This window comes from Corynebacterium sp. LaCa_23 (assembly GCF_058182375.1).
On record NZ_CP190825.1, the window covers coordinates 1,684,999 to 1,704,955 of the forward strand.

Sequence of the window (19,957 nt, forward strand, 5' to 3'; positions counted from 1 at the left end):
ATCAGGAGCGTCCGGTATTTTGGTAAGCGTGTTTCGAGTCAAAGTTTTTACAGCCCTTTCCGCCGTCGCCGTAGCGCTAAGCGCCTGTTCTTATGAGACCCCCGGCCCCGCCGTGGAGCAGCCCGTCGGCCTGACTATCGATGCCCCGCGCCTAACCGTCGAAGAGGCAGGAACCGGGGAGAAGAAATTGCTGGAATATCACGACATCGATTCCTCGCAGGAGGTAACCTACCGCGCCACGGAGGGATTTTCGCAGGACTTGCTGAATAAATCCGCCGCGGCCGATTTCCAGGCCGCCGACGTGGATAAGGAGACCACTACCCTGCCGCTTTCGGCGTCCGTAGATAAAGCCACCGAGGACGTCGAGGATCAATTGCCGGCCTCGCGCAACGCGTTTGTCACCGCAGGGGATCCGGAATACTCCGGCGATACCGATGTCTCTTCTGCGTCCGGGTTCCAATTTGGCTGGCGCGGCCAAGACAACGGCCAGATGAATTCCCTGCGCTTGGCCGCCCCGCAGGATGCGAGCGATGAGGCGCGCGGCACCGTCGAACAGGCGATCATGAAGCTGACCGCGCTGCCCATCGTCTTCCCGGAAGAAGAGGTCGGCACCGGCGCGACGTGGACGGTGGATTCGCGCGTGACCGGCGAATCCACGCTCTTGCAGACGACCCGCTATAAGGTCGAGTCCATCGATGGTGACCGCGTCACGCTATCCGTCGAGGTGGAACAACGCCCCACCCTGGGTGCTTTATCCTTCGAGGGCCAAGCCGAGGGCACGGAGTTAAAGGATAAGGAACTCGACGTGCTGGATTCTTCCACCAACTCCTCGGGAAGCATCACGGTAGACCTGACGAAACCGCTCCCCGTGGACGGTGACGTGTCCTTCGATACGAAGGTAACCTACGGCACCGCCGATTCAGATCTGCGCGTCGTGCAATCAAGCCTGACGGAGCTAGCGTTTTCCGAGTAGCGGGGAGGCGAGTTACTCAGCGGGGGCTTCTACGGGGGCCTCGGCAGGCGCCTGCTCTGCGCCTTCTGCGGGGGCATCGCCCTGCGCAGGTGCTCCGTTGCCCTCATCGGCCGGCAGCGCACCCGCACCGGTATCGGCACACATCTCCGGTACCTGCTCAGGCGGCACAGTGTTTTGAATCAGCGTGCAGGCCCAAGTCTTCGATAGTTTCCAGGTGCCGTCCTCATAAATAAACTCCACCTGGTCCGCGGTCTGCTCTTGACCATCGGCCGTGGAGAAATTGACCGTGGTCAGCACGGATTGCGGATCATAGCCAGGCAAAACCGGATCCACGACCGCGAACTCCGCACCGGATTCTTCCTTGGAGCGCGCCATGGTGTCAAAGATCTCCGGGGCGGATTCGCCGCCTTCCACGGTGGCGGTCTTTTCTTCCTGCGATGCCTCCGGATCCGTGGCCTTGGCCAGGATGGCGTTCAAATCGGCGGCGGTGGGCAGTGCGGGGGCCGCGGAGTCGCCGTCGGCGGACGCGGATTCGCTGGATTCGCTGTTCTTGGTGGTGTCTTCTTGCTCGTCATCAGAAGAGCAGGCGGACAGGGCGGCCGCCGCGCTCAATGCGAGGCACGCGGCACCAAATTTGCGGAATTTCACTTCTCACTCCTCACGTCTGGGTTATAAACTCCCATCAGTTTACATTTGCACCAGCTTTTCTGGTCCGCGCCTGCCGCCTCGGCGCGTCTTCTTTTATTCTGGGAAGCATGACTAACCTCGCCCTCATCGCCACCGGCGGCACGATTGCCTGCACCACTGTGCGGGATGGTTCCCTCGTCCCTACCGTCACCGGCGCGCAGCTCGCGGCCGATATCGACGCCGAAGTGGTGGAATTTCGCCAGCTCGATTCCTCTTCTATTACGCTCGCGGACCTCGACGAGCTCATCGCGGTGGTCAATGAGCAAACCGCCCGCGCGGACATCGACGGCGTCATCATCACCCACGGCACCGATTCGATGGAGGAGACGGCGATGGCGCTGGAGATTTTTTGCGCCGACGATACGCCCATTGTGCTCACCGGCGCGCAGCGCTCCTACGATCACCCGCACCCGGACGGCCCGCGCAATCTCCGCGATGCGCGCGAGCTCGCTCTTAGCGGGCAGCCCGGCGTCTTCATCCGCTTTGGCGGCATGACCATCCCTGCGCGCGGGGCCCGCAAGCAGCACACCTCTGACCTGCGCGCTTTTGAGTCCCTGCGGGTCCCGGATGCCACCCCGCGGCTGCAGCCGCAGCCCTTGGCGCCGCACCCGGTAGAAATCATCCCTGCCTACCCCGGCGCGGGGCGCGTGCTTGTCGATGCCGCCCGCACTTCCGCCGCCAGCCTCGTCATCGAGGCCATGGGCGCGGGCAATATGAGTGGGGATATGGGCCGCGCGCTTGCCGATGCCCTCCGCGATGGCCTCCCCGTCGTTATTTCCACCCGCACCCCGTACGGCGCGACCGCGTTGTCCTATGGCGGCGATGGCGGCGGGGCGAGCCTCCGCAGCCTGGGCGCGATCAACGCGGGGGCCTTCCGCCCCAGCCAGGCGCGCATCTTGTTGGCCGCGGCGCTGGCCACCGGCACGGATCCTGCCGAGGTATTCCGGCAAAGCCCTGACCCCAAGCGCTACCGCGAAGCCTAGTCTTGGGTTTCCAACCAGTCCTGCCAGTCTAAGGACTCGAGCGGATCCGCCGGCACCAAATCCCGGTCGCTGGCGGCAAAGGATTTCGTGCGGCCGGGTCCGGTGGCGCGGGTTTCAAAACGCACGCTGACCACCCCGTGTCCGGTGCCCTGGATCCAACCGTGGCCAAATTCCGGGTGGTAGACGTCCTGGGTGGCGTGCCACTGATCCTCCACATCGTCTTCGACTACCACGGTGGTCGGCGCCGGTGGCGGGGAGTCATCGCTCACGCCCGTTTCATAGTCGCTATCCGGCAGCACAGGCCGCACGATTTCGCGGTCGAGCTCAGGAAATAGCACGTCTTGGCGCGCGGCTTCCAGCCCGGAATAGCTCACCCCCACCAGGCGGATGGGGCCCAGCTCATCCGGGTAGCGCGCCAGCTTGAAGGCGGCGGCGGTCAATACCTCCAGGTCATCGGTGGCATAGGCCAGGGTGGTCGATCGCGATTCGATGTGGAAATCCGCCATTCGCAGCTTTACCGTCACCGTGCGCGCGCCGCGGCCATCTTTAAGCAGGCGGCGGTGCGCACCCTCGGCCGCGCGGGTAATCGCCGCGTCCACATCCGGTACCGTCAGCAGGTCCTTGGGATAGGTATGCTCCGTAGAAATCTGCTTGGAAATCGCGCGCGGGGCAACTCCCCTATCGTCGATGCCCTGCGCCAGCTGCCACAGCTGCAATCCGACGACGCTGCCGATGGAGATTTCCACCTCCTTTTGGGTCATGGCGGCCAGCGCGCCGATGGTCTCCACCCCGATGCCCTTGAGCTTGGCCTCCGTAACCGGCCCGACGCCCCACAGCTTTCCCACTGGGAGCGGATGCAGCATCTCCAGCTGCTTATCCGCTGGGATGACATAGGTGCCATCGGGCTTGGCTTCGCCGGAGCCAATCTTGGCAAATTGCTTGCCGGAGCCCGCGCCGATGGAACACGGCAGGCCCGTTTCCTCCCGGATGAGCGCGCGCAGGTCGTCCGCCCACTGGTGCACCTCGTCCGCCGTCGCACCCACCAACGCCTCTGGCTCCATAAAGGCCTCATCGATGGATAGCTGCTCGATCACCTCCACGTGCTGGGAGATGATCTCAAATACCCGGCGCGAGGCCGCCGAATAGACCGCCCGGCGCGGACTGACCACCACCGCGTGCAGGCCCACCAATTGCTGGGCGCGATACATCGGCATCGCCGAGTGCGCGCCGTACTCGCGCGCCTCATAGGACGCACCGGCAACAACCCCGCGGCCGCCGACCCCACCGACGAGCACCGGCCGGCCCTGCAAAGTCGGTCGGGTCAATTGCTCGACGGAGGCGAAAAACGCATCCATATCGATGTGTAAGACCCAACGTTGCATGCCCTCCAGTCTAAGCCACGCCAACCCCAGAATTGGGAATAGGTTGACGCTTAAACTAACTTGTATGCAAGATGTATGCATGAGCGATACAAGCATGCAGCCTGCCGCGGAGCGGGTTTATGAATTGGTCAAAGAAAGGATCATCGACGGCACCATCGATTCCTCGCAGATGCTGTCAGAAGCCGCACTCGCGGCCGAGGTTGAAGTCAGCCGCACCCCGGCCCACGAGGCTTTCCTGCGCCTGGAGCTCGAGGGCTTTTTGCAGCTTTATCCCAAGCGCGGCGCGCTGGTCGTGCCGATTAGCCCCCAAGAAATCCGGGAGGTCTACGAGGCGCGCCTGCTTGTCGATGCCCACAGTGCCGAAAAGATCTGCCAGCTGGACGAGGCAGAACGTGGGGGCATCGCCAAGCGCCTGCACGAAAACATCGCGGCCCAGGACGCCGCCCTGGATGCCGAGGATCTCCGCGAATACACGCGCCTGGATGCCCAATTCCACCAAATCATCATGGATAGCGCCGGCAATAGCCTGCTGGCCAACGTGGGCCACCAGCTGCGCGAGCGCCAGCAGCGTTTTACCGCCACCGCCATTGGGCGCAATGTGGCGCGGGCCCGCGCGTTCGTCGATCAGCACCGCGTGCTTGCCGATGCCCTCCGCACCGCCAACCTGCCCGACTACCTCTCCGCACTCCGCTCGCACCTGAAGAATTCGAAGGACCAACTATGAGTCAGGACACCGCTAATCGCGACTGGTTACCCGTCGCAGGCAGCATGGTGGCCGTTGCCTGGGGCGGCAATGAATTTACTCCCCTGCTCGTGATGTACCGCGAGCAATCCCACTTCTCGCAGGTCACCGTCAACGGCCTCCTGGCGGCCTACGTCATTGGCATCGTGCCCGCGCTGCTTATCTCCGGGCCGCTGTCGGACTATATCGGCCGCCGCCCGACGATGCTGCCCGCCGCACCGCTCTCCCTGGCTGGGTCCTTTCTGCTGTCCATCGCGCCCGAAGAACCCCTCATCATTGCCGCCGGCCGCGTGCTGTGCGGCCTCGCCCTGGGCATCGTCATGGCGGTCGGCTCCACCTGGATTTCCGAGCTCATCACCCGCTCCGGCGGCGACCCCGCCGCAGGTCCCCGAAAGGCATCGATGTGCCTTACCGTGGGCTTCCTCATCGGCGCCGCCCTGGCCTCGGTGTTGGCGCAATGGGGCCCGTGGCCCACCCACCTGGCCTATGTCCTGCACATCCTTCTCACCGTTATTACCGCGGTGTGGCTGTTGAAGACCCCTGAGACCCGCCCTCCCCGCGGCGCGACCGTCAAAGACACGTTTTTGGATTTAAGCATCCGCGATATGCTGCACATGCTGCATATTCCCTCTGCTGCGCACCGCCGTTTTTCCCGCATCGTCCTTCCCGTAGCCCCCTGGGTATTCGGCTGCGCGGGCGCGGCCTATGCCCTCTTGCCGCAGCTGCTTTCCGATTCCGCCGGTGATGCCCCCATCGCCTTTTCCGGCCTCATGACCGTCATCACGCTGGGCTGCGGCGTCGGCATCCAAATGTTTGGCAAGGTCATTGATACCCACCGCTCCGCCCGCGCTTCCGCCGTTGCCATGGCCGTCATTACCGCCGGCACCATTTTCGGCGCCATCGCCGCGCGCACACTCTCCCTCCCGCTCGGCATTACCAGCGCCGCCATCATGGGAGCCGGCTACGGCCTAGCACTTGTCGCCGGCCTTTCCGAGGTCCAGCGCATCGCCGGAAAAGATGACCTCGCCGGCCTTACCGCCGTGTTCTATTCCGTGTCCTACACCGGCTTCTTTATCCCCATGGCCTTTAGTGCCCTTGCGCCCTACATCGGCTTCACGGCGCTATTCCTCATCGGTTCCCTGCTCGCCGCATGCTGCCTTATCAACGTGATCCACGGCTGGCGCGCCCACCTGCCCGGCCCAGTGCGCTAGGCATAGTCCCGCAAAATGTAGCCCGAAAACACAGAACCGGAGCGCCTCCTCATGGAGGGCTCCGGTTTGGTCACTGTTTGATACCTAGTCCGGGACACATACCCGCACTACTCTGCTCATCCGCCAATTCAGGCGTGATTAGAACTTGAACAGTGAGAAGAAGTTACGCAGTGGCTGCAAGAAGCGCGCAATGCCAGAGAACTGGTTGAAGAATTTGGCAACGCCTGCCACAAAAGCAACCACACCAGAAATTACGCCAAAGGCAGCACCGAAGTTAGAGCTGCTCCCTCCGCTGCCGTTGCCCGGAACCGAAGGCTTGCCCGGCTTTTCACTACCGCCGTTGCCTGGGCCCTGTGGCTTACCCGGCTTCTCACTACCGTCGTTACCTGGAGTCTGGCCCTTACCGTTATCAGGGGTTTGCTCGGGTCGCGACTCGCTGCCCTTATCAGCAGCCTTAACGACCACCTCTACACTATTGGATTTACCAGTTTCCGGATCCGTAACGGTAGGAACTGGAGAAACGGTTACCTTTTGTCCGGCCTTTAGCTGAACGCTTTCAGGAATATCGATGCCAAAGGGAACAAGCTGACTTTCAGATGCTTGGCCCTTCTTTGCAGGGTCTTTCGGTAGCTCTACGACAGTTGACTGATGACCTCCGCCCGGGAAATAAGCCTCAATTTCTTCTTTTTGACCTGGGAGCAAACGAAGCTTTCCGGTGACCTTCTTGTCTCCCTCCTTGAGGTCATTTACTTCCGCGATAACATCAACCGGGAATTCGTCCACAGAGTCTCCAGAATCTGGGTCTTCGGGGGTTTCGGAGCCTTCGCTACCGGCACCTGATTGGTCAGATCCCCCTGGGCTTTCAGGGCCTTGGCCTTCATCTTCAGCTACATCCGCAGGTTCAACAACTACTTTAGTGGAAACTACTTTGACCCCTGGCTTGGAGGGGTCTTTAGCCGGAGAAACGAATAGATTTTGGCCTGGCTCAAGCTGAGTACCTTCAGGAACGGCAACTTCAAAAGGGACATATCCGGCTACAGAGGGTTTGCCCTCTTCACCAGATTTTTCCGGAAGTTCCACTTGGGTAGTTGCAGTGAGGAAGTTGGGGAATCTTACTTCAATTGTTTTCTTCTGCCCTGGGAGCAAAAACACCCAGCCACTAACAGTCTTAGCGCCCGCTTTGACGGCATTCACCGTTAGAGTATCCGCAGACTGCTGTTCACCACCAGCCCCATTCCCCGGAGTTTCGCCGGGTTCGTCGGCCTCATCAGCAGCTTTATTATTTTGTGCCTCAGAGTTGACCTGCCCAGTAGTCAACTGCTCAATCTCCTCAACGCTAATGGCGGGAGTACCGTCTGCCCTCTTCAGCTCTTTAGCCACCGACTTCAAATCTTCAATGCTGAGCTTAGAAATCTGTTCTGCGGTCAGATGGCAATTCCGCTTCAAGTGTTCCGCGACCTTGGCGTTTGCATCACCGTCAAAATCGCTTCCCGGGCGGAAGCTCTGTTCGCAGCTTACATGCGTATCATTAGCCCACGCGACTGGGGCAACAGCAGGAACAACGAGGGACACAGACATAGTTGCAGAAGCGAGAACGCGCTTATTGAGTTTCATATGAACCTTCCAAGGTTACTACAAGCCACGGGTCCCATACGCCACGTTTTACTTTCAAGGAATAAAAGCATGAGCGGACACCGCAGAAAGTGGGATAACACGAACCTTATCGTGCCATTTACGTTTTTAAACGTAGAATTAGTAAACCATATTGGTTTCTCGTTCAAAAGGTTCAAACCGGAAAAGTGTGCGATATCACTTGAAGGCCGCGCCTGTAGTAAAGCGTAACTTTTCCGGTAGCGAACCCCGTTTAACAGGGGCGTTGAAGGATTACTTCAGGCCCTACCACACGCGCCAGATTGATACTCAGCCTGGGCGACATACACATCGCAGATCACAAAGTGCCCCAAATAATGCGAGACTAGAACTAAACAGACAAGATCCGCTTTCCTGGCCCATTCATCAAAAGGAAACCGGAGCACATCCACGAAGGGGGCTCCGGTTCAGTTCCTAACCCAGACACGGTCAGGACACCGGACCCGCGCTCATCCGGTAACTCAGACAGGATTAGAACTTGATGTTGAACTGTGCCAAGAAGTCTCGCAGCGGCTGCAAGAAGCGAACGAGACCTGAGTTCGGGTGGAAGATTTTAGCGATACCCGCCACCACAGCAGCCAAACCAGCAAGACCAGCGACTACGCCAAAGATATTGCCAAAGTTAGAGCCGTCCTCTCCAGCACCGCCGCCTGGAGTCGGCGGCTTTGGCAGATTCTCACCACCACCCGGAGCCGGCGGCTTTTGCGGATTCTCATTACCACCTGGAACCGGCGGCTTTGACGGATTGTTGCCAGCGCCACCCCCTGGAGCTTGACCATTACCCTTGTCAGCCGCCTTAACAATGACTTTAACGGGTTTATCTTTATTGGCATCCTCTTCTGCGATATCAATAAGCCTGGAAACTGTTATTTCATCTCCGGCTTTTAGTTGCAAGTCTTCAGGAACATCGAATGTAAAGGTGACAACTTTACCTCCAGAAGGTTTACCTTCTTCACCGGACTTTTCGTCAGAGTTTAGCACTTTAGTTGCAACGGTCCGGTTTGGATAATGCGCCTGAATTATCTTCTGCTCACCTGGGAGCAAATATACAGAGCCAGTGATCACCCTATCCCCCTCTTTGACTTCATTCACCGATAGAGGCTGCCCAGACTGCTGTTCGACATCAGCAAGATTCTCGCCGTTATCGCCGAAGGAAACGTCGCTGCCTTCTGCTCCCCCAACAACCTCAGAAGGCAATAATTGCTTGAACTCTTCTTCAACGCCAGGCTGAGAGGCTTCACCTTGACTCAACTCGCAGTTTGGCTGCAGATAATCTGCATCATTGACATTGAATCCAGAATGAGGATCGCCCCCATCATCGGAATCCTGTGCGCAGTTGACATGGCCATCAGTAGCCCAGGCAACTGGGGGGACAACAGAAGCTACGAGAGACGTAGAGAGAGCTGCAGAAGCGAGAACACGCTTATTGAGTTTCATACGAACCTTCCAAGGGGAACTACAAGCTACGGGCCCCATACGCCAAGATGTGCTTTCAAGGAATGGAAAGCATGGACAGACTCCGTAGAAAGTGGGATAACACGATCTTTATCGCGCCATTTACGCTTTTAAACGTAAGATTAGTAAACCATATTGGTTTTCCATTCAAAATATCCACCACCAAAAAGTGCGCGAAATCACTCAATCGCTGCGCCTGTAGTGCAGTGAAACAATCGCCAGTAGCAAGCTCCGCTCAATAGGGGATGATTGCTGGGTACGTGAAATAGCACGAGGCTGAAGCTAAACAACCAAAGTCCACTTCCCTGCCCCTATTAACCAAAAGAAACCGGAGCACCTCCGCAAAGAGAGCTCCGGTTTAGCTATTGTCCGAATCATAGCCAAGGCATGAGCCCAAGCAAATTCAGACGGAATTAGAACTTGATGTTGAACTGTGCCAAGAAGTCGCGAAGTGGCTGCAAGAAGTGAGCAAAGTCCTGGTTCTGGTTCAACCAATGGGTAGCGCCTGCAACCAAAGCAGCCAGGCCACCAAGGCCTGCAATTACACCAAAGACCTTACCGATTTTAGAGCTACCCACTGCATCATCAGGGGCGCTCTCTTCATTGCTGTCAGCCTCTTCGGCGGCACCAACCATGATGGTCGTGCTTTTACCGTTCGATGGAACCGTAACGAAGGAAACTTGGTCATCTGCCTTCAGCTCAACACCCTCTGGAACAGCGATAGTAAATTCCACCAATCGCAGTCCTTCTTCTAGGACAATTCCGTCTCCGAGTTCAACTGTCGCTTCCTTGCCGCCTGGGAAGATAGCTTTTACCGATTGCTTATCGGCACCAACGACGAATGCCTGCCCGGTTACTTCACGCTCACCGGCAGCAATGTCATTGGCCAAGATTGAAGTTTTCTTCTCAACGCTCTGCTCGTCAGAACCTTGTTCCTTTTTCGGCTTATTTGCCAAACCATCCAAATACGGCTTGACAACAAACGAATTTGGCTGCTTCACATTATTAATTTGTGCTTCAGTTAGAGCCGGCCTTCCTTTGGAGTCCTTCAGCTCTTTCGCGACGGTCTTGACTTCCTCTGGGCTCAACTTCCCAATTTCCTCAGGACTCAAGCCACAATTCTTGTTGAGGTGCGCAGCTACAATAATCTCAGGAGCGCCATTGAAATCAGCGCCTTTTTGGAACCTTTGCTCACACTTCGTGTGAGTCGGCGCCTCGTCAGCCAAAGCGACTGGAGCTACAGCAGGAGCAACGAGGGATACGGACAGAGCGGCAGAAGCAAAAATACGCTTATTGAGTTTCATACAAATCTTCCAGAGAGTTCAGACGACTTTGGGTCATATACGCAACGATGTGGGTTCACAGTTCAAAAGAAAGCACATTCCCGCAGATACGGCTTAGCATGACATTTATCGTGCTATTAGCGTTATTAACCTTGACCTCAGTTAACCATAAACGCGTATGATCCCAAAGCATTTTTCGTCGATAATTTTGCTTCCTCCCCACTGTTAGGGGTGCTCTTTTCGCTCCCAGTCACCCCCATCCAATGGCACATCTTCAGCAGTTGATTTGTTAATTGCCCCATCCCCGGTTCCAAAAGGCAACTAACCCAAACTCTCGATGCGCAGGATGTAGTCTGATCCCTGTTTCCACAGATCTCTACGATTCCGCTAGCAATGTTCCTAAGCACTGGACCGACCTGTTCCTCAGTAACTTTCCATTCGCGTTGGGTTAGCTCATCAACAAGATCTTTGGCTGGCGGTCCAATCTGCCTAGTGTCGATGCACTAAGCAATTGGCACACCACCTCGTATCTTGTTTTCACTTTCCGTCCTATTGGACGCACTGATTCGCAAGTGAACAAAGCGGCCCAGTCGAACGCTGTAGAAAGCATCCGGCCGGGCCGCTTCGGGGTGGAGCTGTACGCTCTTAGTTCTTGGCTACGGTCGCGGTGACTCCGGTGAGGATATCGTGGGCATCCGCAAGCGGCTCGGTGACCACGGAGAACTCCGTAGCCAGTACCTCGCCTGCGATGGTGTCAGCGTGGCACTGCGCCCACTCCTTCTTGTCTTCGGGCACGGCAAGAACCACGGAGATGCGGTCAGATACGTCGAAGCCGGAGTTCTTGCGGGCATCCTGCAGGCCGCGGATGACGTCGGCGGCCCACCCTTCGGCCTCGAGTTCTTCGGTGACCTCGGTATCCAGGACGACGAGACCATCCAAGCCCTCGATGCGGGCCGTGGAATCCGGGTTCGCAGCCTGCAAACGCTCGGTGTATTCCTCAGGGCTCAAGACGATGTCGCCGTCTACCACGACCTCATCGCCGCGGCGCTCGTAGTTGCCCGCCTTGAGGTTCTTGATGGCGCGCTGGACATCTTTGCCCAAGCGCGGGCCAGCAACCTTGGCGTTGCAAACCACCTGGAAGGTGCCGACGGAATCGACATCATCAGTAAGCTCAACCTCTTTGACGTTGACCTCGTCGCGAATGATGTCCGCGAAGTCCGCCAGGCTCTGCGAGCCCGCGAAGGCCACGGTGAGCTTCGGCAACGGCAGGCGGTTGCGCAGCTTATTAGCCTTGCGCACCGAGGATGCAGCCGATGCCACCGCGCGAGTGGCGTCCATGGCAGAAACCAGGTCCGCATCCGCGGGGTAGTCCTCGGCCTTCGGGAAGTCCGCCAGGTGGACGGAGCGCTCACCGGTCAGGCCGCGGTAGATGACCTCGGCGACGTGCGGCAGCAGCGGGGCCACCACGCGCGTGGTGGTCTCCAGCACGGTGTAGAGGGTATTGAAGGCCTCCGGGTTGGCATCCTCGCCGCCCCAGAAGCGATCGCGGGAGCGGCGGACGTACCAGTTGGTCAGCACGTCGGCGAAAAGGCGAACCTCTTCGGTAGCGGTGGCGATATCGGTCCCCGCCAGCGCGGCATCGACATTGGCCACAAGATCGTGGGTCTTGGCCAGGATGTAGCGGTCAAGCACGTGCGTGGAACTCGTATCGAACTTAGCTTCCTGCTCGGCGTAGAGCTGCAGGAAGGTATACGCATTCCAGATGGGAAGCAGCGCCTGGCGCACGCCCTCGCGGATGCCCTGCTCGGTGACGATGAGGTTGCCGCCGCGCAGGATGGGCGAGGACATCAGGAACCAACGCATGGCATCGGAACCGTCGCGGTCAAAGACCTCATTGACGTCCGGGTAGTTGCCCTTGGACTTGGACATCTTGAGCCCGTCATTGCCCAAGACGATGCCGTGGGCCACGACCTTCTTGAATGCCGGGCGATCAAAGAGCGCGGTAGACAGCACGTGCAGCAGGTAGAACCAGCCGCGGGTTTGCCCGGAGTACTCCACGATGAAGTCCGCCGGCGAGTGGGTTTCAAACCACTCCTTGTTTTCAAACGGGTAGTGCTTTTGCGCAAACGGCATGGAGCCAGACTCGAACCAGCAGTCCAGTACGTCCGGCACGCGGCGCATGGTGGACTTACCGGTGGGATCGTCCGGGTTGGGGCGGGTCAGCTCATCGATGTGCGGGCGGTGCAGCGACTCCGGGCGCTTGCCGAAGTCCCTCTCCAGCTCGTCCAAAGAGCCGTAGACGTCCATGCGCGGGTACTCGTCATTATCGGACATCCACACCGGGATGGGCGCGCCCCAGTAGCGGGTGCGCGAGATATTCCAGTCGCGCGCACCTTCTAGCCACTTACCAAATTGGCCATCGCGGATGTGCTCCGGCAACCACTCGATCTCGTTGTGGTTGAGCTCCACCATGCGATCGCGGAATTCGGTGACCTTCACAAACCAAGCAGGCAGAGCCATGTAGATAAGCGGCTCGCCCGAGCGCCAGGAGTGCGGGTAGGAGTGCTCGATGGTGACGTGGCGCACCACTCGCCCAGCGGCCTTGAGGTCTTTGATGATGGACTTATTCGCATCGAAGACCAGCTGACCCTCGTATGGCGGGACCTGGGAGGTGAACTTGCCGTCCTCATTCACTGGGACCACCAACTCGATGTCGTATTCATTGGTGGTATTCATATCGTCTTCACCAAAGGCGGGTGCCTGGTGGACCACACCCGTACCGTCTTCGGTGGTGACGTAGTCCGCCAACAGTACCTGATAAGCATTGCGCAGGTCTGGGAAGAAGCCGAAGATCGGCTCGTACTTAAAGCCCTCGAGCTGCGCGCCGGTGAAGGTGTCCAGCACCTCGGCCTCACCTAGTTCCTTTTCCAGGGTGCCCAGCAGGTTTTCGGCCATGATGAACGTGCGGCCGGCGAATTCGCCGTCGGTGGCCTTAAACAGTGCATAGGAGACCTCCGGGTGAACCGCCAGCGCCTCGTTGGACGGCAGGGTCCAGGGGGTGGTGGTCCAGGCGAGGAAGGAGGCATCGGCAAGCGCGGGGTAATCCGCCAGCGTCTTCTCCGCCGCGGTGCCCTCGCGAGCGCCCGCGACCGGGAAGGTCACCGTCAAGGTGGGATCCTGGCGCATCTTATAGGAATCATCCAAGCGCGTTTCCTGGTTGGACAAGGAGGTATGCTCCGCCCAGGAATACGGCAGCACGCGGAAGCCCTTGTAGATTAGGCCCTTGTCATACAGCTCCTTGAAGGCCCACATGACCGATTCCATGAAGTTGATATCCATGGTCTTGTAGCCATTATCAAAGTCCACCCAACGCGCCTGGCGGTTGACGTAATCTTCCCACTCATCGGTGTATTCCAGCACCGACTTAGCGCAGTACTCGTTGAACTTGTCCAGGCCCATGTCCTCGATCTGGGCTTTATCGGTGATTCCCAGCTGCTTTTCCGCTTCCAACTCCGCCGGCAGGCCGTGGGTGTCCCAGCCGAAGACGCGGGGGACGTAATTTCCGGCCATCGTGCGGTAGCGCGGCACGATGTCCTTGACGTAACCGGTCAGCAGGTGGCCGTAGTGCGGTAGGCCGTTGGCAAAGGGAGGGCCATCATAAAAGATGTATTCGGGGCAGTCCTTGGTCTTTTCCAAAGAAGCCTGGAACGTATCGTCCTGCTTCCAGTACTTCTGGACTTCTTCTTCCATGTCCGGGAAGCGGCTCGAGCCGCCGGTCATATCGACCTTGGGATAAACCTTTTTCACCATTATCTTCCTTCACGCTGTAACTTGATGCAGGGACGGGCCAATGGCTCGCGGTACCACCCTGCTTGAGCTAAAAGCTCCGCTTCGTTTCGGTGAAGGAGATAACGGTCCCACCCGTTCAGTTCTACTGAGCCTTATGGCCGTTCTTCTGAATTGCTCCCCCGGTGATGGCCGGATCATCGCATGTGCCCGCCAGTATAGCGCCACAAGAACGCTGTGCACAAAAGTTATCCACAGGTAGAAATTTTCCTGTTGTACGCGGTTGCGCGCGGCCATAGATTATGAAGCATGACCGCGCTCGAGAATTACTTAGCAGCTATGGCCCCGGGGATGGATATCGTCGCCGGGTGCGCTGGCCTGTCTGAGGACGATCTGCGGGCGCATGGTGCGCCGGAGCACACGGCGCGGGAGCTTATCCTGCTCAAAGAGTCTTATTGCGGAAACACCAAATTCACCGGCCGACGCCGGCGAGCCATGGACGGTGCCCGGCGCAATGGTCATTCCATCGTGGCGTTGTCCATCATCGAAAAGTATGCCCGCAAGATGCCCACGCTTTTCGATGCCTGGCTTCTCCGCGAGCAGCTCTGCACTACCAACGCCGGCACGGCGGACCTAGAAAAACTGGCAAAATCTAAGCTACCTGCGAAAAAGAAGAAGGTTAAGCCTGGGGTGCGCATCATTCGCCGCAAGAACGCGCCGTGGACCCTGGCCATCGATGCGCGCTCCACGCTTATTGCAGACCTTCATGCCGCGCTAAAAGAGAGCGGCAAAAAGCCGCTCGAGGCGGTGGAACAGACCTTTTTCGGTGGCGGTACCGCCGTCAAGACCACGGTGATGACCAATGTCCTGGTCAACTTGGATGACTACGTGCGCATCATCAACGGCGATGGCGAGGAAATCCAACTCCAAATGACCAATGGCGCTACGCTTACCGGCGCCGAGTACCTCGAGCGCGCGCTTAAGGATCGCGGGTTGATTACGCTTATTAGTCCCTATGAGGGAGCGGTCAACCTGTACCGCACGGAGCGCTTTGCCAATGCGAAACAACGCCTGATGGCCGCTGCAGAAAACCCAATCTGCCCGTGGCCCCGGTGCAATAAGCCCGCTGACGAATGTCAGATTCATCATTTGGAGCCGTGGTTGCACGGTGGATTGACCAACATAGGTAACTTATCCACAGCCTGCGCCTACCACAACGGGGTCAACGACGATGATCCCAATGCCCCGCCACTGCGCGGGCACCTCGTCCGCCGGCATGGAACTATCCGGTGGGAGCCCCCAGATTAGATAAATGTTATACGGGGTTCGTGGTGGATCCTCGGAGGAGACCGCCGCAGGAACGGGATTCACGACTCAGACGGGGAATCTGAGGGATCCGAAGAAACTGAGGAAACCGCGACCCGGTAAACCGCAGATGGTGCGGCTGATTACGGGCGGTGCGGGCAATTGGGGTGGTGCGGTTAGTGCGGTTAGCACTGGCGTTGGACCCACCGGTTAGACAAGGCGCCGCCATGCGCCTACTTTGGCATGCCGCAATGGCGGGAGCTAATACTTCTGACGGAACATGGCCGAATCTAGACCAGCCTGACCCTACCTGACCCAGTCTGACCGAGGCTGAGCGATCCTGGACGGCGCTGGGCCTAGTTCTGCTTCCAGCCCTGAGACAGGTCTTCTTCAAGGGCGTTATTATCCGCACGGTACTTGCGCGCCCAATCGATAATAAACAACACGATACCGGAGCCCGCTGCAATAAAAACGAGGTACAACGCCCAATCGGCGGTGTTTAAGACATACGTCACCAAAGCCACGAAGGCCACAAGGGCAAGGACGAGGGCAGCAACGAGCATGTCAGTTCCTCTCAGAGGGGGTTAAAAGTAGCTATGGGAACAATCATAGCGAGGTGGATAAAACCACAATAGCGCCCACTCCCCTAGAGGCGTGGGCGCTACGGATAACTATTTTGGCTTAGTTACTGCCAACCGGCTACTTAGTTCTTGCCGGCATCGCCGTTTGGTGCGGCGGTTCCGCGGGTCTCGAGCTCTTCCAGCTGGGACTCGAGGAGGGTCTTCAAGCGGGTGCGGTACTCGCGCTCGAAGGTGCGCAGCTCGGAGATGCGCGCCTCCAGGGCGGTCTGCTGCTGCTTGACGGTGTTCATGACTTCGGTGTGCTTCTTCTCGGCATCGGCCTGCAGCGATGCGGCCTTCTCCTCTGCCTGACGAATCTGGGCCTCGGCGCGAGAGGAAGCATCGGACTCGGTCTGCTGAGCCTTGGACTCTGCCTCAGAAACCAGCTTCTTGGAGCGGGCTTCTGCATCCTGCACCTGAGCGTCGTACTTCTTCTGCGCCTCGGCAAGCTGTGCCTTGGAACGGGAGTCGGCATCGGAAAGCTGCTTTTCTGCCGCCGTGCGGGCCTCAGACAGCATGGACTCAGACTCTGCGCGAGCCTCAGAGGTCAGGCGGTCCGCCATCTCCTGGGCCAAGCCCAGAACGCGGGCTGCCTGCATGTGCGTATCCGGGGTAGCCAAGCCATCTGCGCCCTGTGCCGCACCAGCACCGGCAGCGGCCGCTGCGGCGCTGGAGGCAGCCGAGTTGGAGGAACCAGCGGCGGAAGCGGACTTCTTCAGGCTCTCGTTCTCGCGCTGGGAAGACTCCAACTTCTCCTTGGCCTGCTTAGCCTCTGCGCGAGCCTCCTCGGCTTCCTTCTTGGCCTTCGCGGCCTCATCGCGAGCTGCCTTGAGCTCAGCGGTATTAGCGGCGGCGGTGGCGCCAGCTGCGGTGGCATCGGCACCGCTTTCCTTGGCCTTTGCGGCCTCGGCCTGGGCGGCCTTTACCTGCTCCTGGGCCTTCTTGGTTTCTTCCTTAGCGCGAGAGACCTCGGACTTGGAATCTGCCAACTTGGTTTCATACTCAGCACGCAGCTTGGCCTCAATCTCCTTGCGCAGAGCTTCTTCATCTGCGCCAGAGGTTGCGGCGGCTGCGGCACCAGCCCCTGCTCCGCCGGCCTTGGCGCCGGAGCTAAGATCGCTCACCTGCGCCTGCAGGTCTTCGTTCTCATCCTGCAGTTGGGCAAGGGCGTCCTCAACGAGGTCGAGGAACTGATCTACCTCATCCTCGTTGTAGCCACGCTTGCCAATTGGCGGCTTGCTGAACGCGACGTTGTGTACATCAGCTGGTGACAGTGGCATGACTTGTCTTCCCCTTCGAGTTGATAGAACCCCGGAGGTTCCAGGGCCTTAGGAGCTGCGGTTCCAGTTTATCTAAACCTTCCCCACAAAGTTATATGTGGTTCATGATACGGATTATCGCATTTTATTGTAACCGAAAGTCCACAATAATGGACGTAACGCTGACTCTCAATGTCTACCACAGGTTACGGGGTGATGCGGGGTCGTCCTACAAGAAAATTACCTGCAGGAAAAGCGTCAGGAACGACAGGATGAAAAACAGCACTAGGACGGAAACATCCAGCGCGATTCCGCCCATCTGCAGCGGAGGAATGACCCGGCGCAGCGCCTTGACCGGCGGATCCGTGATGGCGAAAAGGGGCTCAGCGATGATCATAAACCAGCGCGGCGGGTTGAATTGCCGCGAGAAGGATTGAATCATCTCGATAATAATCCGGGCGATCAATACCCATGTATAAACCCTCACCAAGAAGATGAGAATAATTCCAATTTCAGTCACGATTACTCAGCCTATCGAATAGTCCCCCGCACGTGCGCATTGCGCACCGTACGGGGGTTAATGGGATGTGCGTCGTTATACCTAGCCCGCGAACCTAGCGCAGACCGGCGGCGCGCTCTAGTTCAGGCTTGGCAATATCGGCGGACTTAGGCACGACGGCGAATACCTTGCGCTGGGTGTCCATGCCCTTCGACAGGTTGAGCATGCGGCCTTCCAGGCCAAAGCAGAGGCCTGCGGCGAAGTCGATGAAGCGCTTGGCGGTGCCGCGCTCGGCATCGGTAAGCTCAAAGACCACTGCATCGCCATCGCGGAAGGGCTCGCCCACCTTGGCGGCGTCGTTGAACGAGGTCAGGGAGATTGCCACGATAGTCGGAACGAACTTTTCCTCGACGGGCGCTGGCGCTGGGGCCGGCTCGTAAGCCTGCGGGGCGCGGCGCGGGGCGTAGGCCGCAGAAGTGGCAGCTCCGTTGCCCGCGTAGCGCGGCTCGTCGTTGTAGTAGGCGTCGTCTTCTTCGAAATCCATCGGACCAAGCCCGAAGAAATTCTTCGTCCTATCAATGAATGACATTTTTGGGTCTCCCTCTGACCTAAATTTGTTCAAGTTCAAGCGCGCAAATGTGAATGATGTGACTCATGTGATTTACGCTGTGAAATGCGCTTTTGCGATATTTTTAACCTACTGGGCGCTTTCCCATGATGCTGGTTCCGACACGCACAATATCCGTCCCCGCGGCAATCGCCGCATCCATATCCGCGCTCATCCCGGCCGATAGTTTAAGCTGCCGGCCGAGGCGCTCGGACAGGCGATCCACGTCTGCGCGCACCGTAGAAAATACCTCCTGCGCATCGGCATCGAGGGGAGGAACCACCATGAGCCCGGCGAATTCTAGGTGCTCCGCCGCTTCGACAGCCTCGATGACCTCATCCAGCTCCTCGCGGACTACTCCACCGCGGGAGGTATCGCCATCGGCAGAAACCTGAATGAATATCGGGAGGTTGGACTCTCGCTGGCCGCGCTCTTTGGCCAGGCTCACGCCGCGGTCAAGCGCGTTGGCCAGTTTCACCGAATCCACCGAATGCACGCTGGCGGCCCACCGCGCGACGTGGTTGGCCTTCTTGGTTTGAATCTGGCCAATCATGTGAAAGCGCAGCTGGTCTAGTTTCTGCGCCTTTGCCCGGGCTTCTTGCTCGCGGTTTTCCGCTACATCTTCCACCCCGAGCTCCGCTAGAAGGGCGATATCCTCTGCGGGGTGGAACTTGGTCACGACCAATAGCTGCGGTGATGGGCGGTCGTGCTCGGCGGCAATGGCGCTGATGTGTTCCTTCGTTGCGGCAAGATTATCTGCCAGTTCTTGTTTCCGGTTACTCATGATTAGCCTCCAACCAAATCACACCGGCCTGGCGGCCGGTGGTTCCTTCGCGGCGATAAGAAAAGAAATCCGTGTCCTCAATGGTGCAGCGCGGATCCGAATCGATATTGGTAATGCCCAGGCCCATCAATTGGCGGATAAGCCCAGCGCGCACGTCGATGCCCCACGTCCCTTTCGCGGTCCTACACTTCGAGCCGGGAAGGCGCCGTTCGACATCGTTGGCCATTTCTTCTGGCACCTCGTAGTTTTTCCCGGATGCGGCGGGTCCCATGACCACCTGGATTCGCTCCGGCTGAGCGCCAAGTTTCTGCATCTCGCGCACGGTATTGACCACGATGCCGTTGCGGGCACCGAGCCGGCCGACGTGGGCGGCGGCGATGACGCCGGCGGGGACATCGACAAGCAGCACGGGAGTGCAATCGGCGACGAGGACGCCAAGGCCAAGCCGGCGTTGCGTGGTCACCACCGCATCCGTGGCTGGAACCGGTGACTCGTGCGGGCCGTCGATAATGGTGACCGTATTGGTGTGGAGCTGTTCCATCCATACGATGTTCTCGAGCCCGGTCACGCGCAAGAGGCGCTCGCGGTTGGCCGCGACGTTGGCTGGCTCGTCGCCGACGTGGCCGCCAAGATTGAAAGACTCATAGGGATATGCAGACGCCCCGCCTGCACGGCTAGTAAAAACCATGCGGACGGGGCGGCTGGTGCGATGTTCCTCGTTTACTGGCATG

Annotated in this window: 17 protein-coding genes; 5 read left to right on the forward strand and 12 right to left on the reverse strand. The window is 58.8% G+C overall.

The features are described from left to right. The first annotated feature begins 28 nt into the window (after positions 1–28). The gene (locus ACP8IT_RS08100) at positions 29–973 is read left to right on the forward strand and encodes a hypothetical protein (protein WP_005278474.1); all 945 of its coding nucleotides are present in this window, start codon (positions 29–31) and stop codon (positions 971–973) included. Positions 974–985: 12 nt separating this feature from the next. Here the strand turns inward: ACP8IT_RS08100 and ACP8IT_RS08105 are convergent, their stop codons facing one another. Next, the gene (locus ACP8IT_RS08105; RefSeq protein ID WP_005283813.1) at positions 986–1,621 is read right to left on the reverse strand and encodes a WKL family lipoprotein; all 636 of its coding nucleotides are present in this window, start codon (positions 1,619–1,621) and stop codon (positions 986–988) included. A gap of 107 nt (positions 1,622–1,728) precedes the next feature. Here ACP8IT_RS08105 and ACP8IT_RS08110 point away from each other — a divergent pair, with 107 nt between their 5' ends. Continuing rightward, positions 1,729–2,643 carry an asparaginase gene (locus ACP8IT_RS08110; protein ID WP_490289880.1) on the forward strand — a complete coding sequence of 305 codons (915 nt, stop codon included), beginning with the start codon at positions 1,729–1,731 and terminating at the stop codon, positions 2,641–2,643. Here the strand turns inward: ACP8IT_RS08110 and ACP8IT_RS08115 are convergent. Then, positions 2,640–4,025 (reverse strand): DNA polymerase IV, encoded by a 1,386-nt coding sequence (locus ACP8IT_RS08115; RefSeq protein ID WP_490289881.1) that lies wholly within the window; start codon positions 4,023–4,025, stop codon positions 2,640–2,642. The genes ACP8IT_RS08110 and ACP8IT_RS08115 overlap by 4 nt on opposite strands. A 79-nt stretch (positions 4,026–4,104) precedes the next feature. Here ACP8IT_RS08115 and ACP8IT_RS08120 point away from each other — a divergent pair, with 79 nt between their 5' ends. Together ACP8IT_RS08120 and ACP8IT_RS08125 are read left to right on the forward strand one after the other, a co-directional pair. Beyond that, complete coding sequence (locus tag ACP8IT_RS08120; protein WP_490289882.1) at positions 4,105–4,749, forward strand: GntR family transcriptional regulator; 645 nt, start codon at positions 4,105–4,107, stop codon at positions 4,747–4,749. Next, a complete protein-coding gene (locus tag ACP8IT_RS08125) occupies positions 4,746–5,978 on the forward strand; it encodes an MFS transporter (protein WP_490289883.1) in 1,233 nt (410 codons plus the stop codon). Before ACP8IT_RS08120 ends, ACP8IT_RS08125 begins: the two co-directional genes overlap by 4 nt. A gap of 138 nt (positions 5,979–6,116) precedes the next feature. Here ACP8IT_RS08125 and ACP8IT_RS08130 read toward each other — a convergent pair whose 3' ends face one another. The 4 genes from ACP8IT_RS08130 to ileS form a co-directional block, all read right to left on the reverse strand. Continuing rightward, positions 6,117–7,592 (reverse strand): hypothetical protein, encoded by a 1,476-nt coding sequence (locus ACP8IT_RS08130; protein ID WP_490289884.1) that lies wholly within the window; start codon positions 7,590–7,592, stop codon positions 6,117–6,119. Positions 7,593–8,099: 507 nt separating this feature from the next. Beyond that, positions 8,100–9,065 carry an intracellular motility protein A gene (locus ACP8IT_RS08135; protein ID WP_490289885.1) on the reverse strand — a complete coding sequence of 322 codons (966 nt, stop codon included), beginning with the start codon at positions 9,063–9,065 and terminating at the stop codon, positions 8,100–8,102. A 431-nt stretch (positions 9,066–9,496) separates the two neighbouring features. Further along, positions 9,497–10,387 carry a hypothetical protein gene (locus ACP8IT_RS08140; RefSeq protein WP_490289886.1) on the reverse strand — a complete coding sequence of 297 codons (891 nt, stop codon included), beginning with the start codon at positions 10,385–10,387 and terminating at the stop codon, positions 9,497–9,499. A 624-nt stretch (positions 10,388–11,011) separates the two neighbouring features. Continuing rightward, entirely contained in the window at positions 11,012–14,176 is a 3,165-nt protein-coding gene (gene ileS, locus ACP8IT_RS08145; RefSeq protein ID WP_490289887.1) for an isoleucine--tRNA ligase, read from the reverse strand. Positions 14,177–14,461: 285 nt separating this feature from the next. Between ileS and ACP8IT_RS08150 the strand changes: the two genes are divergently transcribed. Then, positions 14,462–15,460 (forward strand): HNH endonuclease signature motif containing protein, encoded by a 999-nt coding sequence (locus ACP8IT_RS08150; protein WP_302527129.1) that lies wholly within the window; start codon positions 14,462–14,464, stop codon positions 15,458–15,460. Between the two features lie 353 nt (positions 15,461–15,813). Here the strand turns inward: ACP8IT_RS08150 and ACP8IT_RS08155 are convergent, their stop codons facing one another. The 6 genes from ACP8IT_RS08155 to pgeF form a co-directional block, all read right to left on the reverse strand. After that, a complete protein-coding gene (locus tag ACP8IT_RS08155) occupies positions 15,814–16,020 on the reverse strand; it encodes a zinc-binding dehydrogenase (RefSeq protein ID WP_284609075.1) in 207 nt (68 codons plus the stop codon). Positions 16,021–16,160: 140 nt separating this feature from the next. Further along, entirely contained in the window at positions 16,161–17,357 is a 1,197-nt protein-coding gene (locus ACP8IT_RS08160) for a DivIVA domain-containing protein (RefSeq protein WP_023017240.1), read from the reverse strand. Positions 17,358–17,565: 208 nt separating this feature from the next. After that, positions 17,566–17,856 carry a YggT family protein gene (locus tag ACP8IT_RS08165; protein WP_005278444.1) on the reverse strand — a complete coding sequence of 97 codons (291 nt, stop codon included), beginning with the start codon at positions 17,854–17,856 and terminating at the stop codon, positions 17,566–17,568. Between the two features lie 94 nt (positions 17,857–17,950). Further along, the gene (locus ACP8IT_RS08170) at positions 17,951–18,424 is read right to left on the reverse strand and encodes a cell division protein SepF (RefSeq protein ID WP_005283848.1); all 474 of its coding nucleotides are present in this window, start codon (positions 18,422–18,424) and stop codon (positions 17,951–17,953) included. Positions 18,425–18,527: 103 nt separating this feature from the next. Further along, entirely contained in the window at positions 18,528–19,226 is a 699-nt protein-coding gene (locus ACP8IT_RS08175; protein WP_126319402.1) for a YggS family pyridoxal phosphate-dependent enzyme, read from the reverse strand. Continuing rightward, positions 19,219–19,956 (reverse strand): peptidoglycan editing factor PgeF, encoded by a 738-nt coding sequence (pgeF, locus tag ACP8IT_RS08180; protein WP_490289889.1) that lies wholly within the window; start codon positions 19,954–19,956, stop codon positions 19,219–19,221. Before pgeF ends, ACP8IT_RS08175 begins: the two co-directional genes overlap by 8 nt. Position 19,957 lies beyond the last annotated feature (1 nt).

What these genes read in the sequence shown, in the direction of transcription:
- ACP8IT_RS08130 (WP_490289884.1), bottom strand. Translation starts at nt 7,592, where the DNA reads ATGAAACTCAATAAGCGCGTTCTCGCTTCTGCAACTATGTCTGTGTCC.
- ACP8IT_RS08170 (WP_005283848.1), bottom strand. Translation starts at nt 18,424, where the DNA reads ATGTCATTCATTGATAGGACGAAGAATTTCTTCGGGCTTGGTCCGATG.
- ACP8IT_RS08120 (WP_490289882.1), top strand. Translation starts at nt 4,105, where the DNA reads ATGAGCGATACAAGCATGCAGCCTGCCGCGGAGCGGGTTTATGAATTG.
- ACP8IT_RS08155 (WP_284609075.1), bottom strand. Translation starts at nt 16,020, where the DNA reads ATGCTCGTTGCTGCCCTCGTCCTTGCCCTTGTGGCCTTCGTGGCTTTG.
- ACP8IT_RS08160 (WP_023017240.1), bottom strand. Translation starts at nt 17,357, where the DNA reads ATGCCACTGTCACCAGCTGATGTACACAACGTCGCGTTCAGCAAGCCG.
- ACP8IT_RS08150 (WP_302527129.1), top strand. Translation starts at nt 14,462, where the DNA reads ATGACCGCGCTCGAGAATTACTTAGCAGCTATGGCCCCGGGGATGGAT.
- ileS (WP_490289887.1), bottom strand. Translation starts at nt 14,176, where the DNA reads ATGGTGAAAAAGGTTTATCCCAAGGTCGATATGACCGGCGGCTCGAGC.
- ACP8IT_RS08135 (WP_490289885.1), bottom strand. Translation starts at nt 9,065, where the DNA reads ATGAAACTCAATAAGCGTGTTCTCGCTTCTGCAGCTCTCTCTACGTCT.
- pgeF (WP_490289889.1), bottom strand. Translation starts at nt 19,956, where the DNA reads ATGCCAGTAAACGAGGAACATCGCACCAGCCGCCCCGTCCGCATGGTT.
- ACP8IT_RS08110 (WP_490289880.1), top strand. Translation starts at nt 1,729, where the DNA reads ATGACTAACCTCGCCCTCATCGCCACCGGCGGCACGATTGCCTGCACC.
- ACP8IT_RS08175 (WP_126319402.1), bottom strand. Translation starts at nt 19,226, where the DNA reads ATGAGTAACCGGAAACAAGAACTGGCAGATAATCTTGCCGCAACGAAG.
- ACP8IT_RS08125 (WP_490289883.1), top strand. Translation starts at nt 4,746, where the DNA reads ATGAGTCAGGACACCGCTAATCGCGACTGGTTACCCGTCGCAGGCAGC.
- ACP8IT_RS08115 (WP_490289881.1), bottom strand. Translation starts at nt 4,025, where the DNA reads ATGCAACGTTGGGTCTTACACATCGATATGGATGCGTTTTTCGCCTCC.
- ACP8IT_RS08140 (WP_490289886.1), bottom strand. Translation starts at nt 10,387, where the DNA reads ATGAAACTCAATAAGCGTATTTTTGCTTCTGCCGCTCTGTCCGTATCC.